Here is a 16,714-nt window from a genome sequence, read left to right on the forward strand (position 1 = left end):
ATTAATAGCTTTAGACCATGCCTCCGCTAGAGCATTTTCATTAGCGCTGCTGAGCGGTATAGCTATTACGGATAAAGACGGTCTCCTGATGATTGTAACTATCTGGTGCGTTGCGGTCATACTGTTAAGCGTATTTTTAGTTGGCACACCACTTAGCTGGATTCTCAATAAGCGCAATTGGTCAGGCGAACAAGCCTGGCTTGAGACACCGTTTCTAGGGATTGCGGCAATTCTCCTGCTGCTACAGAACTTAATCTATTTCGACTTGCCGCTCCAATATACGGCGCCACTAATATGGATTACTGGGCTGGCGGGATGGTTTTGGATGTATCGGGCCAGGCAGCTGTTGGCCGCGATTGCAACGATCCCACGTGCGCTGTTTGGCATGGCGTTGGCCGTATATTTTCTGCAAGGTATTGGGCTCTTTATCATAGGCGCGAAATATTATGTTGGCCGTGCATGGCTTGATCAGTATAACTACACGGTGCTGGCGGAGTTTCTAGTTGGCAATCGCTTCAGTTTGAGCATGTCCGAGGTTGGCAATCGACCATACTTAGTAACGGCGATCACGCTAAAAGACGATCGTATTGGCCAGTCGGTGTTACATGGCTTTTTTGCAGTAAGCAGCTTCCAAAATATAAAAACGCTATTTGAGCCAACAATTTTGCTGGGTTCGGCACTAACAGTAATTGCCATCTACGTTCTAGCTTGTCGATTTAGAATTTCCAAACCCTTTGCTGTGCTGACTGGGGGCGCTGCTGGACTGCTCCCAGCGATCTCCATGGTTCATTTAGAAAGCTTTTTCTCGCAAGCGTTGGCAATTCCAATCCTGTTGATCTTCCCTGCACTCTTGATAAGTTTGAGTGAAGAACTGACTTGGCGACGTTTGATCGTCTGTTCCTTAATCAGTGCGGCGCTAACAAGCATTTATACTGAATTCTGGATAATTCTTGTTGGCTTAACAATCCTTATTTTGGGGATTGCAGCGCTACGCACTCCATCTTTCATGCGGCAGCTTACCTATTGCGTGGTGATTATTTTATCACCCTTTATAGTTAACCCCCTGTTTATAGGTTCGGCGCTAAAAATTTTCGAGCGCATCGATGCACCACTTTTGCCCCAGAATCAGCTTTATCCATGGGCACTTTCGATTGAGGGTTTTATGCGTCTCTGGCTTGGCGACCTCGTTGAGGGCCATAGCGTACCGCAGCCTTTACTTCTGATATATGCGTTAATCGCAACTGTGCTGGGATATTATGGTTTATTTCGAATATCTTTTGGTCGATTAGCTATTTGGCATCGAATATGGGGTGATCCAGATAAATGGCGCGATACAGCGTTTGCATTCGGTTTGTTGGCATTAGCACTGCTACCAGCCGCAGTGATCGTACGCGATAGCGCACACGCATATCAGTTTTACAAACTCCTGCTCACGATTAGCCCATTGCTTGTTTTGGGTATAGGGCTCGTATGTCAGCCGCATCAAGCCGACACTCCTCATAAATCTACAAAGCATCTTCTTTTTTCGAAGACACTAAGTTTCAAAAGGTTAAAAGCGATTGATATTCGATTACTGACTAGACTAATGCTTATTTGCGTGTTGATCGCGGGTGCTTTTGGAACAATATCAATGGCCCTACAATCAACTTCGCTCCAACCGAAAGCGCGCTACAATGGCAGTGTTTTTATTGCGCCCGAAATGCAGCAACTACAAGAGCGGTTAGAAGCTCTTCACGATACTAACCTGTTCATCTATAACCCGTCGAATACTCCGTTGCTAGATGTCTGGTTGACGTATTTCGCGCGCCACAACAATATTTGGCTGAGCAAATCTATGCTTAATCGCATAGATCTGGCAGACAATCCAGAAACAAAGCCAATCGTAGACGCAAGCACGCTCCCCTCAGATCTAATAATTCTAAGCCACACAGCTACTATGGATCTGATGCCCAACCAGATAGTACTTTGGTCGAACAAATCCTATCAACTGTGGAGACCTGCCAAATCTAAGGAAATCATACCTCTGCGAATCGAAAATGAGAATGGCATTCAGGTTGTTAATGGTCAATCTTTTTTCTGGGTTGGGCAGAAAGATACTCAGATCGTCATGCTTGTGACCAAAGAAGGGCAATTGCGCATGACGGCTACATTTAATCTAGGGCCTAGTGCGCCAAATCTTACAACACGGCATGTGCGGTTCACAACAGATCAAGGCCATCAAGCAGATGTCGTGTTTAAAGGCGGACTTCAAAGCATTACAGTGCCAGTCATAGCTGGCATAAATACGATTACATTGCATTCATTGGATCAGCCCTCTGTTGCAAAACTACCGAACGGTGACACACGGCAATTGCTATTAAGCGTCCGTGGCTTGCAATTTAAGCTAGATCCATGAGAAAAGATCATACCTGGCTTTGTGGTCTCAGCCAAAAACGTGCGGCGCTTGTCGGCCTATAGTCCTATTTATGGTACAATCCGTGCGTCAGCCAACCGAGTTAAAGATTATGCTGGTATATTATCGCAAACAATCAAAAAAAGGCGTAACTAAGGAGCAATATGTATGGCAGTTCTCCCATACTTGAGCGTAATCGTTCCAGCATACAATGAAGCCAAAAGCATTAATCGCACTCTTGATGCCATCCAAGCATACCTTAACCAGCAGCCGTATCAATATGAGATTATTGTTTCTGCCGATGGCAACGACGGCACGCGCGAGCTAGTATCCAGACGCGCGGCGCGTGACGCACGGGTGAAAGTTATCGGCAGCGCAGAGCGTGGTGGCAAAGGCCTTGGTATTCGCAAGGGCGTGGCGCTTGCGCGCGGCCAACTCATTGGCTTTGTGGATGCTGACTATAAGACGCCAATTGAAGAACTGGCCAAGCTGTTGCCCTGGTTTGATCAGGGGTCCGACGTGGTGATTGCGTCGCGTGGCCTGGCCGAATCGCGCATTGAGGTGGCTCAGCCGTTATACCGCCGCCTAGGCTCACGCGCGTTCGCGATCGCGATGCATTTGACCATTGGCCTCTGGTCGATTCGCGACACACAGTGTGGCTTTAAATTCTTCCGCGGCCCAATTGCACGCGATCTTTTTAATCGCCAACGCGTTGATGGGTATATGTTTGATGTCGAAATACTGTATCTGGCGAAACGTAGCGGATATCGTATCAAGGAAGTTGGCGTGCGATGGCACGATGATGGCGACAGTCGCCTGGATATTGTGGCCGGTAACTGGCGCAACATGAAGGATATCCTGCGTATACGTTTTGCACGATATGAATCAGCTGCGCTCGCGCCCGAATTCTCCGCCCAGGAAAAAGAGGTTTCGGCCTAAACACCGCCAAGGAACTATGATGACATCATCAATACATACTGGTATGGAAGTAGTGCCTTGCAACCTATGCCAGTCGGCAGAAGCAAAGCCGTTTGCCGAGCGCGATGGGTTGCAGGTAGTGCAGTGCGCATCTTGCGGGCTAGTGTATGTCAATCCTCGGCACGATGCCGAGCATATCTTCCAGCACTATAACAGTGGTCAGTCTTCGCGCATCCAATATTACAAGGATGTAGAGATAGCTGATCGGCGCACCTTTAACGCGATTCTTGATTTAGCAGGGCAACTTTCGCCACAGTATGGCGAGCTGCTGGATATTGGGCCGAACATCGGCACGTGCCTAGCGCTGGCCCGCGAGCGCGGCTGGAATACCTTTGGTGTCGAGATTAACGCCGATGCGGCGCGCTATTGCCGCGAACAGCTCGACCTGAATGTTGTGGCAGGCGCGCTAGATGAAAATACCTACACTGCAAATAGCTTCGATATTGTGCTCATGGGCGATGTTATTGAGCACTTGCGCGACCCACTGGCCTTGATGCGGGTGGTGCGGAATATCCTCAAGCCCGGCGGGGCTGTAATTATTTCGACGCCTGATATTGCGGGATGGGCGGGTCGCTTGCTGCAGATTAAACCCGAAGAGCATCTTTATTATTTCTCACCCGCCACCATCACAACCTTGCTTGAAAAAGCGGGGCTTGACGTTGTGGGCGTAAAGTGTCTTGATCGATATCACAATTTGACAGCAATGACACATAGCACAACCTTAGGCGGGCTTTTCCAGAAGCTATCGCCTGTGTTTGCTCTTACCCACCGCATCTTTGGCGATATGGTCGTTAAACTGCCACTACGCGAAAATCTGCTAGCAGTTGCGCGCAAACCTCAGTGAATGTGTGAGCTGTAGTGTTACGATTGAGGAATAGATAGTGTCTGAATTAAATATACATACAAGTGCGGGCGATTTTGCGTTCAGCAGCAATAACCCGCCTATGGAAAAGCATATTTATGAACTGGTTGATTCTCTGGCTGAGACATACTGGCGCTATGTGGCGCGCCACGAAGCATTTGCCCAACTATGGAAACAGTATCAGCGACCACAGCCGCAGTATAATGTGCTTGATGTTGGCTGCGGTACAGGTGGATTGCTGAGCTATCTAATGCGCCGTGCCCCTGTAAACGCCGTTGGGGTTGACCTGTTTGCGGGGACCTTACCATACTGTCAGCGACGCGGCATTCGCTCGGTTGGAGTGGCCGACGCCACAGCGTTACCGTTTGGAGCAGGAACTTTTGATTTCATTGTCACACAGGATGTTGTAGAACATGTTGCCAACGACCGTGCCGCTCTACAGGAAATCGCTCGGGTGTGTGCCCCAGGTGGGCTGGTTCTGGTGCTCGTGCCTGCCTTTCAATTTCTATGGAGTGCGCGCGATGTCGAACTTCATCACTATCGCCGATATACCGTTCCGCAGCTGGCTGATCTTATTCAACAGAGCGGCCTTGTAGTATCGCACCGTACCTACATGGACGCCTGGCTGTTGCCGCTCTTGTGGGCAGCCGTTCTGACCGCACCTCGTTCAGCCGATGGCACGGCGCAACTCGCATCAGATGCAGCGCCTGGCCAGAATGGCTGGCTGAACCAGGCGTTGCTCGCAGTTTCGCGAATCGAATCAGGCATAGCAAACCGTTTCGGTTTGCCGTTTGGCGTTTCAGCGGTGGTGTTAGCGCACAAACCGCTGGCGCAGGATCCACACAAATAATGCAAGTTTTTGTTACCGGCGCGGCCGGTTTTATTGGCAGCAATCTTGTGGATCGTCTCCTGGCCGAATCTCATACTGTCACTGCCTACGACAATCTCTCTACCGGCCAGCCTCGATTTCTTGAGCAAGCCCACCAGCATTCTACCTTCCAATTCATCAATGGCGATTTGCTCGACCTGCCGCGCCTCACCGAAGCGCTTGCGGGCCACGATTTTGTGTTTCACCTGGCCGCCAACGCCGACGTGCGCTTTGGCACCGAGCACCCGCGCAAGGATCTCGAGCAGAATACGATCGCGACGTTTCATGTGCTGGAGGCGATGCGCGCCAATGGCGTGCGCCGAATCGGCTTTTCGTCGACCGGATCGATCTATGGTGAGCCGGATGTCTTCCCAACCCCGGAAAACGCGCCATTCCCGGTGCAAACCTCGTTATATGGCGCATCCAAACTGGCTGGCGAGGGGCTGATTCAGGCATATTGTACAGGTTTCGGCTTTCAAGGCTATATTTTCCGCTTTGTGTCGATCCTGGGTGAGCGCTACACGCACGGTCATGTGTTCGATTTCTATCGGAAGCTGAGCGCCGACCCCACCCGGATCACGGTGTTAGGCAATGGCAAGCAGCGTAAATCGTACCTCTATGTGCAGGATTGCGTTGATGCTATCCTCACCGTGATTGAGCGAGCGCAAGACCCAATAAATATGTATAACCTCGGCACAAACGAATATTGCGCCGTGGATGACTCGCTCGGCTGGATCTGCGAGTATCTGGGTGTCACCCCCGAGCGCCAGTATTCCGGCGGCGAGCGCGGCTGGATCGGCGACAGCCCGTTTATTTTCCTCGACACCAGCAAAGTACGCGCGCTGGGCTGGCAGCCCAAGCTCAGCATCCGTGAAGGCGTGATCAAAACACTGGAATACCTTCAGGCCAACCAGTGGGTGCTGGCGCAGCGGGCGGACCAGGCACTATGAAAATTGTCGTGTATGGGCTATGGCACCTTGGCTGCGTCACAGCAGCCTGCCTCACGGCTGCTGGGCACGAGGTGCGCGGCCTGGATCGCAGCGCCGGGGTAGTCGCAGCATTGCGGAATGGACATCCACCGCTGCACGAGCCAGGCCTAGCCGAATTGATACGTGCAGGCCTGGCGAGCGGCCAACTGTCGTTCACCGATAGCCCAGCCGATGCGCTGCGCGATGCAGAGCTCTTGTGGGTGGCGTTTGACACACCAGTGAACGATCAGGACCAGGCCGATGTGGCGTTTGTGCGCGGCGAGCTTGAGGCGATCGCTGACGCAATTGCGCCAGGCACACTGGTGCTGATCTCGTCGCAGGTGCCGGTGGGCTTTACCGGTGCCCTGGCGCAGGACTGGGCTGCGCGCGGCTTGCGCTACGCCTACTCGCCCGAAAATCTGCGGCTGGGCAAAGCGATCGACGTGTTTCAGCATCCCGAGCGTGTGGTAGTGGGTTTGCGCGACAAAGCCGACCAGCCGACGATGGCCGCGCTGTTTGCGCCCTTCACCGAGCGCATCGAATGGATGTCGCTTGAGTCCGCCGAGATGACCAAGCATGCACTGAACGCCTTTCTGGCCACTTCTGTCACGTTTATCAATGAGCTAGCGCGATTATGCGAGCGAGTTGGCGCGGATGCCAAAGAGGTCGAGCGCGGCCTGAAAAGCGAGGCACGAATTGGCCCGCGTGCTTACCTTGCGCCTGGCGGGGCATTTGCTGGCGGCACGCTGGCACGCGATGTGCGCTTTCTGGTCGAGTTCGGGGAGCGCTACGATGTGGCAACACCGTTGTTCGAGGGCGTGCTGGCGAGCAACGACGCGCACAAAGATTGGGTGCGCGACACAATGCAGCGCTTGCTGCGCGGGCGTAACCAGCCAGTGGTAGCATTGCTTGGGCTGACCTACAAGCCCGGCACCAGCACGCTGCGGCGCTCTGCGGCAATCGAACTGGGCAACTGGCTGCACCAGCAAGGCGTGCACGTGCGCGCGCACGATCCCGCCGTGGCCGCCCTGCCAAATGAGTTACTGCCGGTTATCACGCTGTGCGCCACAGCTGAGGCGGCGCTGGAGGGTGCCGATATTGCCGTGGTAGCAACCGAATGGCCAATATTTCGCACACTCGCTGCCGATGATGTTGTGCGTGCCATGCGCGTGCCACAAATCATCGATCAGAACCGATTCTTAGCCGCGACCGTGGGCGGCGACCCGCGCATAACTTACGTGGCAGTAGGTACACCAGATGCGCTCGGGACCGGCGACAGTATGCAAAAGTAACAAACAACTCCGGAGCAACATTTATGGAGCTGACTGGTCGTTCTGCGGTTATTACGGGCGCAAGCATGGGGCTGGGGCGCGCGATCGCCGAACATTTTGTACGCGCTGGCGCGAGTGTGCTGCTGGTAGCACGTGGAGCTCAAGCCCTCGATACGGCGCAGCGCGAACTGGCCCCCATGGCGACCCAGCCAGGGCAGCGTGTTGAAGCGGTCGCCGGCAATGTCGCCGATGCGGCCAGCTGCGCTAAGATCATTCAGCAAGCCCAGACGCTCCTCGGCGATATCACAATTCTGGTGAATAACGCCGGCGTGTATGGACCGATGGGCAATATTGAAAATATCGACTGGGATGCGTGGGTTGAAGCCATGCAGATTAACCTGTTCGGCACCGTGCTTATGACTCGCGCCGTCATCCCGCATTTTCGCCCGCGCGGCTATGGCAAAATCATCAATCTTTCCGGCGGCGGGGCAACTGCGCCGCTGCCACGCTTCAGCGCGTATGCAGCTTCGAAATCGGCAGTGGTACGCCTTACGGAAACATTTGCGCACGAACTGCGCGATGCCCATGTAGATGTGAACGCGATCGCGCCAGGTGCCTTGAATACGCGCCTGCTCGACGAGGTACTGGCCGCCGGCCCCGAACACGTCGGCGACGACTTCTACGCCCGTTCGCTCAAACAGCGCGACCAGGGCGGCGCGCCGTTGGAAAAAGGCGCGGCGCTGGCCACCTTCCTCGCTTCAGCAGCGAGTGACGGTATCACCGGCCGGTTGCTCAGCGCGGTGTGGGATGACTGGGCCACGCTGCCCGAGCGGCGTGAGCATCTAGAAGCTACCGATATCTACACGCTCCGGCGGATCGTGCCCGAAGATCGAGGACAGCAATGGTAAGAAATCTCTTCACCAGCCTGCCAATACGAGGCCGCCCATGCTCGGCGTAGGAATTGTTGGCTGCGGACTGATCGGGCACAAGCGTGCCCGCGCACTGGGCGAAGATCGCCTGGTGGCAGTGGCCGACACAGCCGCGGCTCGCGCCGAAAAGCTTGCGGCGCAATATCCAGGCTGCGCGGTAAGTGCGGACTGGAACGAGCTTGTGGCGCGCGATGATATTGATCTCGTGATCGTCGCGACAACCAACGATGCCCTGGCACCAATTGCGCTGGCGGCGATCGAGCGTGGCAAGCACGTGCTGGTGGAAAAGCCGGCTGCGCGTAATGCCGCCGAACTGCGCCCGCTCCTCCGTGCCGCTGAGCGCGCAGGCATGACTGTAAAGGTTGGCTTTAATCATCGCTTCCACCCGGCGTTTCAGCAGGCCCACACAATCTTCGAGAGCGGCGTGCTTGGCCCACTGATGTACGTGCGGGCACGCTATGGCCACGGCGGGCGGCTGGGCTACGAGCGCGAGTGGCGCGCCGACCCAGCAATCGCTGGCGGCGGTGAGATGCTCGACCAGGGCGTGCACCTGATCGATCTGGCGCGCTGGTTCGCTGGCGATTTCGTCGATGTACAAGGCCACGTCGGCACATTCTTCTGGAATATGCCGGTAGAAGACAACGGCTTTGCAATGCTCAAAACCGCACAGGGTCAGGTTGCCTGGCTCCATGCGAGCTGCAGCGAGTGGAAAAACTTGTTCTGCTTCGAAATTTTTGGCCGCTATGGCAAGCTGCAGATCGATGGCCTGGGCGGCAGCTATGGCGTCGAGCGCCTTTCCTACTACCAGATGTTGCCGCAGATGGGCCCGCCGCCAACAACAATTTGGGAATACCCTGGCGAAGATCGGTCGTGGCACGACGAGTACGCGCACATGCGCAACTGTATTCGTGAGCGCAGCCAGCCCATGGGCACACTTGCCGATGCGCTCGCTGCACTTGAAGTGGTTGAAACGCTGTATCATCTGTCGGCGCCAGCCAGCCAGCCGGGAGAAGCCCATGATTATCACGCGTAGCCCGCTGCGCATCTCGCTTGGCGGCGGCGGCACCGACCTGCCATCGTATTACCGTAAACACAGCGGTTTTCTGATCGCTGCGGCGATCGACAAGTATGTATATATTACGCTGCATCAGACGTTTGTCCAAGAGCTGATCGTCAAATATTCTAAGCTTGAGCGTGTGGCAAGCGTCGATGAAGTGCAACACCCAATTATCCGCGAGGCGCTGCGGCTCACCAGCATCGACGGGCCGAACCTTGAGATCACCAGCATGGCCGACATCCCGGCCGGCACCGGGCTTGGCTCATCTGGCAGCTTCACCACAGCCCTGCTAAAGGCTTTGCATAGCCACAAGAAGAACTTAGTACACCCGCGCGATCTAGCCGAGCAGGCCTGCCAGATCGAGCTTGATCGCCTTGGCGAGCCAATCGGCAAGCAGGATCAATATATTGCGGCATACGGTGGCCTGACATGTTTCCAGTTCTTACCAAACGATCAGGTTGAGGCCTGGCCGCTGAAAATCGACACGGAAACGCTTTACAATCTTGAAGACAATTTATTGCTCTTCTTCACCGGCTACAGCCGCTCGGCTTCAAGTATTTTGAAGGAGCAGGACGATAAGAGCAAGCAAAGCGACCAGAGCATGGTTGATAACTTGCATTTCGTGAAAGAGTTGGGTTACCAGAGCAAAGACGCCCTTGAGGCCGGCAACCTGCGACGCTTTGCTGAGCTCATGAATGTGCACTGGGAATACAAAAAGCAGCGCAGCGGCACGATGAGTAACCCCGATATCAATACCTGGTACGAAATTGCGATGAAAAATGGCGCGCTGGGCGGTAAGCTGATTGGCGCAGGCGGCGGCGGCTTCCTGATGTTCTACGCTGATGATAAAAGCCGCCTGCGCCACGCGATGGCACAAACAAGCCTGCGCGAGGTGCGCTTCCGGTTCGATTTTGAAGGCACCAAAGTGGTAATTCAGTAGGATGGCGCACGTGATTGCAGTGCTAAAACGGCCGTGGGTACGTGTGCTCCTTCAAGGGCTTGTGAGCCTGGCACTGATTGCAGCGCTAGTGTTTGCGGCGCGCAGCGCGAACCTGCTGTCAAGCTTTCGCGCCATCAGCCCGGCGGCAGTTGTGCTCGCGGGCGGGCTTCAGACTGTTGGATTTGTGCTGAACAGCCGGCGCTGGCAAATCCTTCTAGCCAGCGCCGGCATCAGCGAGCGGCTGGGCAACCTCACAGTCCTCTATTTTATTGGCCAGTTTTGCTCGCTTTTTTTACCCACCGGCACGGGCGGCGATGTCGTGCGCACCTATGAGGTGGCACGGCGCAACGGTCGACCTGCCGAGGCGGTGCTGGCCACGCTGCAAGAGCGCCTTCTGGGCCTGGGGGCATCACTGCTGATCGGTGTGGTGGCGGTGCTGTACTACCTGCCACTCGTGCCGCTTCAGCTACGCATCTGGGTGCTGATAATAGTTGCTGCAGGTTCAGTAGCCATTGCGCTACTGCTGTATCCGCGCTTGCTCTTTGCACTGGCGAATTGGGTATGGCACGCATACGGCCAGCGGCCACTGCTCAAACGACTCGTTCAACATCGGTTTGTGCAGCGCGTGATTGCAGTGCTGCGCCCGATTGGCGAGCTACCGCCCCTGCCGCTGGCTCGGCTGTTACTCCTACTGTGTATGGCGCTTGCAGCCGTGCTTATGGGCATCAGCATGTATTACGTTATTGGCCAGTCGATGGGACTAACTGTGGGGCTGATGAGCTTTTGCCTGGCAGTGCCGCTGGTATGGATCGTGCGGATGGCGCCAGTTTCGCTGAATGGCATCGGTGTGGGTGAAGGGTCGTTTGTCTTTTTGATGAGCCTGTTCGGTATTCCGGCAAGCCAATCACTGGCGCTGGCGCTGGCAGTTCTGGCTGTCATGAGCGCCGCAGCACTGGCGGGAGGTGTCCTGCTGGCCTGGCGCGTCGCGCGTGGGAGCTGGGGCGTCGCTCGGCGTATACCGAACGAGCCAGCTACCGGGGTAGCGCATGAACATCGCTGATATTCCAGTAGCATTACTGGCTGGCGGGCTGGCAACGCGCCTGCGGCCAATCACGGAAACAATACCTAAAGCGATGGTCGAGATCTGCGGCCGGCCCTTCATTGATCATCAGCTCCGGTTGCTGCACCGCAATGGGGTGCGCCGGGTGGTACTATGCCTGGGCTATCTGGGCGAGCAGGTCCAGGCACACCTCGGCGATGGCGCGGCGCTCGGTATGGAACTGCGCTATTCATTTGATGGCCCGCAGCTCTTAGGCACTGGCGGCGCATTGCTGCGCGCCGCGCCACTGCTCGGGCCAGTGTTCTGGGTACTCTATGGCGACTCATATCTTGAGATCGAGTACCAGGCAGTACTGGCGCATTTCGCCCAGGCTGGGGCGCAAGGGTTGATGACGGTGCTGGAAAATGCCAACCGCTGGGATGGCAGCAACGCCCTATTTCGTAACGGTGAGCTGCTGCGCTATGACAAGCGCCAGCCAACGCCAGACATGACTTTCATTGACTACGGGGCGGCGCTGCTGCGCGAAAGCGTACTGGCACGGATCCCGCCCGATCGGGCTGCTGATCTAGCCGATCTGTACCATGATCTGGTGGAAGAGCGAGCCATGATCGGCTATGAAGTGACGCAGCGCTTTTATGAAATTGGCTCGCACACGGGGCTAGCAGAAATCAAGGCATACCTGTGTGGTTCGTAAACGTACCAGACTTGTGCCGCTACGAGGAAACTGATGACATTTGCAAACCAATATATTGCCGAAGCGACCCAGATCCTCGCGCAGCTCGACATAGCTGCGATTGAGCGGATGGCGACACTGCTGCACGAACTGCGCGAGCGCCAGGGCCGACTGTTCTTTCTGGGCGTTGGCGGAAGCGCAGCAAACGCATCGCACGCTGTAAACGATTTTCGGAAGATCGCACAGATCGAAGCTTACACCCCCACTGATAATGTGTCTGAGCTTACTGCGCGCGTCAACGACGAAAGCTGGGAAAGTGTGTTTGTGAACTGGCTGCGCGGTAGCCGCCTAAATGGCAAGGACATGATCTTTGTGCTTTCTGTGGGCGGCGGCGATCTCGCGCGTAGTATTAGCCCGAACCTGGTGCGCGCGCTGCAGTATGGCAAAGAAGTCGGCGCGACTATTTGCGGTGTGGTGGGCCGCGACGGCGGCTATACTGCCAAGGTCGCCGATGCCTGTGTAATTGTGCCAACGATAAACGCCGAAACTATCACACCGCACGCTGAAGCCTTTCAGGGCGTGATCTGGCATCTGCTGGTGTCGCATCCTGCGCTGAAGGCGGTGGAGACGAAGTGGGAATCGACCCGCTGATGCAGCGTGCCGTGTTTCTGGATCGCGACGGCGTGCTGAACCGAGTATTTGTGCGCGATGGCGTAACGTACCCGCCCGCCAGCATAGCTGAGCTTGAGCTTTTGCCTGGCGTCGTGCAGGCAGTGCGTACCCTTGCGCAGCACAATCTGCGCCGAATTGTGGTTACTAACCAGCCTGATGTCGCACGTGGCACACAAACTCGTGCCATGGTTGAGCAGGTCAATCAGCAGATCGCCGCGCAATTACCGCTCGACGACATAGTAACCTGCTTTCACGACAACACTGACCACTGCGCGTGCCGCAAGCCCAAACCAGGGCTTCTAATCCTAGCTGCCCAACGCTACTCGCTTGATCTGGCGCATAGCTTTATGGTTGGCGATCGCTGGAGCGATATCGTCGCCGGGCAAGCAGCTGGCTGTTATACTATCCTCATTATGACACCCTATAGCCAGGCGGCGCGCTGCATGCCAGATGCCGCCGCAGCAAATCTGCCGGAAGCCGTGCAGCATATTATTGAACATATCCGTAAGGAGCCGCACGATGACGCCAACGATTGATGCGCTGCGTATTAAAATATTTGCAGATGGAGCCGATAAAGCCGGCATGCTGGACATGATTCAAAAGCCGTATATTTCCGGCCTTACTACCAACCCCACGCTTATGCGCAAGGCAGGTGTGGCTGATTACCGCGCTTTTGCGCAGGATGTACTTGCCGCGCTGCCCAACGTGCCAATCTCGTTCGAGGTTTTTTCCGACGACTTCGCGGATATGGAGCGTCAGGCATACGAGATCGCGTCGTGGGGCACCAATGTATATGTAAAAATACCTGTGACGAATACACAGGCTGAGCCAGCATTCGGCCTGGTTCGCCGCCTTGCGCAGGCTGGCATCAAGCTCAATGTCACCGCGCTCATGACATTAGAGCAAGTGCGCGAGGTGTCTGCAGCGCTGGCTGGCGGCACGCCAAGCTGCATCTCTGTATTTGCTGGAAGAATTGCTGACACCGGCCGAGATCCGCTGCTGATTATGCGTGCTGCACTGGAAGTTATGCGGCCCCATCCCGAGCAGGAGCTGATCTGGGCGAGCCCGCGCGAGCTGCTGAATATCTTCCAGGCGGATGCGATTGGCTGCCACATTATCACGGTAACAACCGATATTCTGAAGAAACTGGATCTGGTGGGCCGCGACCTGGATGAGTATTCACTCGACACTGTCAAAATGTTTTACAATGATGCACAACAAGCACACTATCAACTCTAATCGAGCCTGTGAAGCGAGCCACTCATGCACATCCTGATCACCGGCTCCAGCGGCCAGATCGGCACGAACCTTGCGCTGCGCCTCCTTGATGGCGGGCACACGGTATTTGGCATCGACAAGCGCGTGAATAGCTGGACCGACCGCATCCCGACGCTGCTGCAAGATTTGGGCGCGCCGTTCCGCGATTTCGTGGGCGGCATCGGCAGCGTGCCCTACCCCAGCGTCGATCTGGTGGTGCATCTGGCCGCCAACGCCAAGGTGCACGAGCTGGTGCAGCTTCCGCACCGCGCCATGGAAAACATCGCGCTGACCTTTAACGTGCTGGAGTACTGCCGCCACAACAAGCTCCCGCTGATCTTCTCGTCCTCACGCGAGGTGTATGGCGACATTCATCGCTATATTACCGAGGAAACGCACGCCGATTTCTCCTTCACCGAAAGCCCCTACTCGGCCAGCAAGGTCGCGGGCGAGGCGCTTGTCTATTCCTATGCGCGCTGCTACGATGTGCCCTACATCGTCTTTCGCTTCTCAAACGTATATGGCCGCTACGACAACGACAACGAGCGGATGGAGCGCGTGATCCCGCTGTTCATCGAGCGCATGCGCGCCGGCCAGCCGGTGACCGTTTTTGGCCGCGAGAAGACGCTCGATTTCACGTATGTGGACGACTGTGTGAATGGCATTATCGCGGGCATTGAGCGGCTGCTGAGCGGGCAGGTGCGCAACCAGACGATCAACCTCGCGTATGGGCAGGGCAATACGCTGGTACACATGGCCGAGCTAATCGCGGACGCGCTGGGCGTGGATGGACAAATCACGGTCGAACCTTCCAAGCGCGTGGGCGAAGTGACGCGCTATATTGCCGATATTAGCCGCGCCGCCGAACTGCTCGACTACGCGCCGCAGGTGCCGCTCGACGAAGGCATCCGCCGCGCAGTCGCGTGGTCGCAGGCGTGGGCCGCGCGCGAGAAGTAGGCAACTGTATGGCTGCGCCGCTTATCTCAATCGTCACGCCCTCGTTCAACCAGGGCGAATTTATTGCCGCCACCATCGACTCGGTGCTGGCGCAGGACTACCCGCAGATCGAGTATCTGGTTGTCGACGGCGGCTCGACCGACGGCACGCTCGATATTCTGCGCGGCTATGGCGAGCGCATTCGCTGGCTTTCCGAACCCGATGGCGGCCAGGCCGATGCGGTGAACAAGGGTATTGCGCGCACCCGCGGCCCAATTGTGGCCTGGCTCAACGCCGACGATGTCTACCTGCCGGGCGCGGTGGCGCGCGCCGTTGACGAGCTGGAAAAACACCCTGAGGCCGGGCTGGTTTATGGCAATGCCGAATTTATCGACCGCGCCGGCACAGCGCTCGGCCCCTGCCCGCAGGTCGAGCCGTTCAGCCTCAACCGCTTGATTCACCATCTCGATTTCATTGTGCAGCCGGCAACTTTTTTCCGCCGCGCCGCTTTTGACACGGTCGGCGGGCTGGATGCCGGGCTGCGCTACTGCCTCGACTACGACCTGTGGATCCGGCTGGCGCGCCACGCCCCGGTGCGCTACCTGCCCGCAACGCTGGCCCAGGCCCGCATCTACGCCGAGACCAAAACCGCCAGCGGCGGGCTTGAGCGCCTCGACGAGATCGAGCGCATGATTCGGCGGCATGGCCGCGCGCTGCTGCCCAACCTGTTCTATGGCGAAATGGTCAAGGCCAGCTGGCGCGCAGGGTTGCGCGCACTGGCGGGCGGGAGCCTCAGGCGCGGCGCCGATGCATGGCGGCGCGGCGCATTCTACAGCGGCGCCTACCTGTTTCGCAAGGTGCGCTATGGGCGCTGAAACGCACGCCTGGCCCGCGCTTGGCCCGCAGCCGCTTGTCACGATCGTGACGCCGTCGTTCAACCAGGGCGAGTTTATTGCCGCCACAATCGAATCGGTGCTGGCGCAAGACTACCCGCAGATCGAGTACATTGTGATGGACGCCGGCTCGGCCGATGGCACGCTCGACATTCTGCATAGCTATGGCGAGCGCATCCGCTGGGTTTCCGCCCCCGACAAGGGCCAGGCCGACGCGATCAACCAGGGCTGGCGGCGCGGCGCGGGCGCAATCGTCGCCTGGCTGAATGCCGACGACCTCTACGAGCCCGGCGCGGTGCGCGCCGCCGTCGAGCAGCTATGCGCGCATCCCAATGCCAGCGGCGTGTATGGCGACTGCGCCTATATCGACGAGCGCGGCGACCCGATTGGCGCGCACCCCAGCGCCCCGTTCGACTACCTGCGGCTGGTGCGCACCGGCATGACGCCAATTGCCCAGCCAGCCACCTTCCTGCGCCGCGCTGCGGTTGAGCAGGCCGGCGGGGTCGATGAGCGCCTGCACATGGTGCTCGATCTGGATTTATGGCTGCGCCTGGGCCGGCTTGGCCCGCTGGTCTATGTGCCAGAACGCTGGGGCGCATTTCGCGAGCACGCCAGCAGCAAAACCATCGCCCGGCAGGCGCGCGCCGCGCCCGAGGTGCTGGCCACCTTCGAGCGCTTCTTTGCCGACCCCACGCTGCCGCCCGAAATTCGCGCCTTGCAGGGCGAAGCGCTCAGCAGCGCGCAGGTGTTTGCCGGCAATGCCCTGATGATGGGCGGGCAGCTCGCGGCAGCGCGCCGCTACGCCCTGCGCGGACTGCCCGGCGCCGCGCCGCGCATCCAGCTCATGGCGCTCAAGGTGCTGCTGGTGAGCGCCCTGGGCCGCGCTGGACTGGCCGCCTACCTGTGGGGGCGGCGCGGCGCGCGCGCGGCACTGCGCGGCGCAACGCCACGGGGGTAG

Annotated in this window: 17 protein-coding genes; all 17 read left to right on the forward strand. The window is 57.2% G+C overall.

Annotated elements, in window-relative coordinates:
* The first annotated feature begins 88 nt into the window (after positions 1 to 88).
* Entirely contained in the window at positions 89 to 2,395 is a 2,307-nt protein-coding gene (locus tag M1P90_RS20425) for a hypothetical protein (RefSeq protein WP_483697139.1), read from the forward strand.
* A gap of 165 nt (positions 2,396 to 2,560) precedes the next feature.
* On the forward strand, positions 2,561 to 3,331 hold the full coding sequence (locus M1P90_RS20430; protein ID WP_483697140.1) for a dolichyl-phosphate beta-glucosyltransferase: 771 nt from the start codon (positions 2,561 to 2,563) through the stop codon (positions 3,329 to 3,331).
* Between the two features lie 16 nt (positions 3,332 to 3,347).
* Positions 3,348 to 4,214: a class I SAM-dependent methyltransferase gene (locus M1P90_RS20435; protein WP_483697141.1), complete on the forward strand. Its 867-nt coding sequence runs from the start codon at positions 3,348 to 3,350 to the stop codon at positions 4,212 to 4,214.
* 37 nt (positions 4,215 to 4,251) lie between these two features.
* On the forward strand, positions 4,252 to 5,082 hold the full coding sequence (locus M1P90_RS20440; RefSeq protein ID WP_483697142.1) for a class I SAM-dependent methyltransferase: 831 nt from the start codon (positions 4,252 to 4,254) through the stop codon (positions 5,080 to 5,082).
* A complete protein-coding gene (locus M1P90_RS20445) occupies positions 5,082 to 6,050 on the forward strand; it encodes an NAD-dependent epimerase/dehydratase family protein (RefSeq protein WP_483697143.1) in 969 nt (322 codons plus the stop codon). The genes M1P90_RS20440 and M1P90_RS20445 overlap by 1 nt, the downstream gene beginning before the upstream one ends.
* Positions 6,047 to 7,360: a UDP-glucose dehydrogenase family protein gene (locus M1P90_RS20450; protein WP_483697144.1), complete on the forward strand. Its 1,314-nt coding sequence runs from the start codon at positions 6,047 to 6,049 to the stop codon at positions 7,358 to 7,360. Before M1P90_RS20445 ends, M1P90_RS20450 begins: the two co-directional genes overlap by 4 nt.
* A 23-nt stretch (positions 7,361 to 7,383) precedes the next feature.
* On the forward strand, positions 7,384 to 8,247 hold the full coding sequence (locus M1P90_RS20455; protein WP_483697145.1) for an SDR family NAD(P)-dependent oxidoreductase: 864 nt from the start codon (positions 7,384 to 7,386) through the stop codon (positions 8,245 to 8,247).
* Positions 8,248 to 8,284: 37 nt separating this feature from the next.
* Entirely contained in the window at positions 8,285 to 9,301 is a 1,017-nt protein-coding gene (locus M1P90_RS20460; RefSeq protein ID WP_483697146.1) for a Gfo/Idh/MocA family protein, read from the forward strand.
* Entirely contained in the window at positions 9,210 to 10,265 is a 1,056-nt protein-coding gene (locus M1P90_RS20465) for a GHMP family kinase ATP-binding protein (RefSeq protein ID WP_483697147.1), read from the forward strand. The genes M1P90_RS20460 and M1P90_RS20465 overlap by 92 nt, the downstream gene beginning before the upstream one ends.
* A gap of 1 nt (position 10,266) precedes the next feature.
* Positions 10,267 to 11,325 carry a lysylphosphatidylglycerol synthase transmembrane domain-containing protein gene (locus tag M1P90_RS20470; protein ID WP_483697148.1) on the forward strand — a complete coding sequence of 353 codons (1,059 nt, stop codon included), beginning with the start codon at positions 10,267 to 10,269 and terminating at the stop codon, positions 11,323 to 11,325.
* Positions 11,312 to 12,019 (forward strand): nucleotidyltransferase family protein, encoded by a 708-nt coding sequence (locus tag M1P90_RS20475; protein WP_483697149.1) that lies wholly within the window; start codon positions 11,312 to 11,314, stop codon positions 12,017 to 12,019. Before M1P90_RS20470 ends, M1P90_RS20475 begins: the two co-directional genes overlap by 14 nt.
* Before the next feature lie 33 nt (positions 12,020 to 12,052).
* Positions 12,053 to 12,649: an SIS domain-containing protein gene (locus M1P90_RS20480; protein WP_483697150.1), complete on the forward strand. Its 597-nt coding sequence runs from the start codon at positions 12,053 to 12,055 to the stop codon at positions 12,647 to 12,649.
* Positions 12,631 to 13,206 (forward strand): D-glycero-alpha-D-manno-heptose-1,7-bisphosphate 7-phosphatase, encoded by a 576-nt coding sequence (locus M1P90_RS20485; RefSeq protein WP_483697151.1) that lies wholly within the window; start codon positions 12,631 to 12,633, stop codon positions 13,204 to 13,206. The genes M1P90_RS20480 and M1P90_RS20485 overlap by 19 nt, the downstream gene beginning before the upstream one ends.
* The gene (locus tag M1P90_RS20490; RefSeq protein WP_483697152.1) at positions 13,190 to 13,909 is read left to right on the forward strand and encodes a transaldolase; all 720 of its coding nucleotides are present in this window, start codon (positions 13,190 to 13,192) and stop codon (positions 13,907 to 13,909) included. The genes M1P90_RS20485 and M1P90_RS20490 overlap by 17 nt, the downstream gene beginning before the upstream one ends.
* A 24-nt stretch (positions 13,910 to 13,933) precedes the next feature.
* Positions 13,934 to 14,884 carry an NAD-dependent epimerase/dehydratase family protein gene (locus M1P90_RS20495; protein WP_483697153.1) on the forward strand — a complete coding sequence of 317 codons (951 nt, stop codon included), beginning with the start codon at positions 13,934 to 13,936 and terminating at the stop codon, positions 14,882 to 14,884.
* 8 nt (positions 14,885 to 14,892) lie between these two features.
* Entirely contained in the window at positions 14,893 to 15,738 is an 846-nt protein-coding gene (locus M1P90_RS20500; protein WP_483697154.1) for a glycosyltransferase family 2 protein, read from the forward strand.
* Positions 15,728 to 16,714: a glycosyltransferase family 2 protein gene (locus M1P90_RS20505; protein WP_483697155.1), complete on the forward strand. Its 987-nt coding sequence runs from the start codon at positions 15,728 to 15,730 to the stop codon at positions 16,712 to 16,714. Before M1P90_RS20500 ends, M1P90_RS20505 begins: the two co-directional genes overlap by 11 nt.

The sequence above is a fragment of the Kouleothrix sp. 19917 genome, assembly GCF_057073505.1.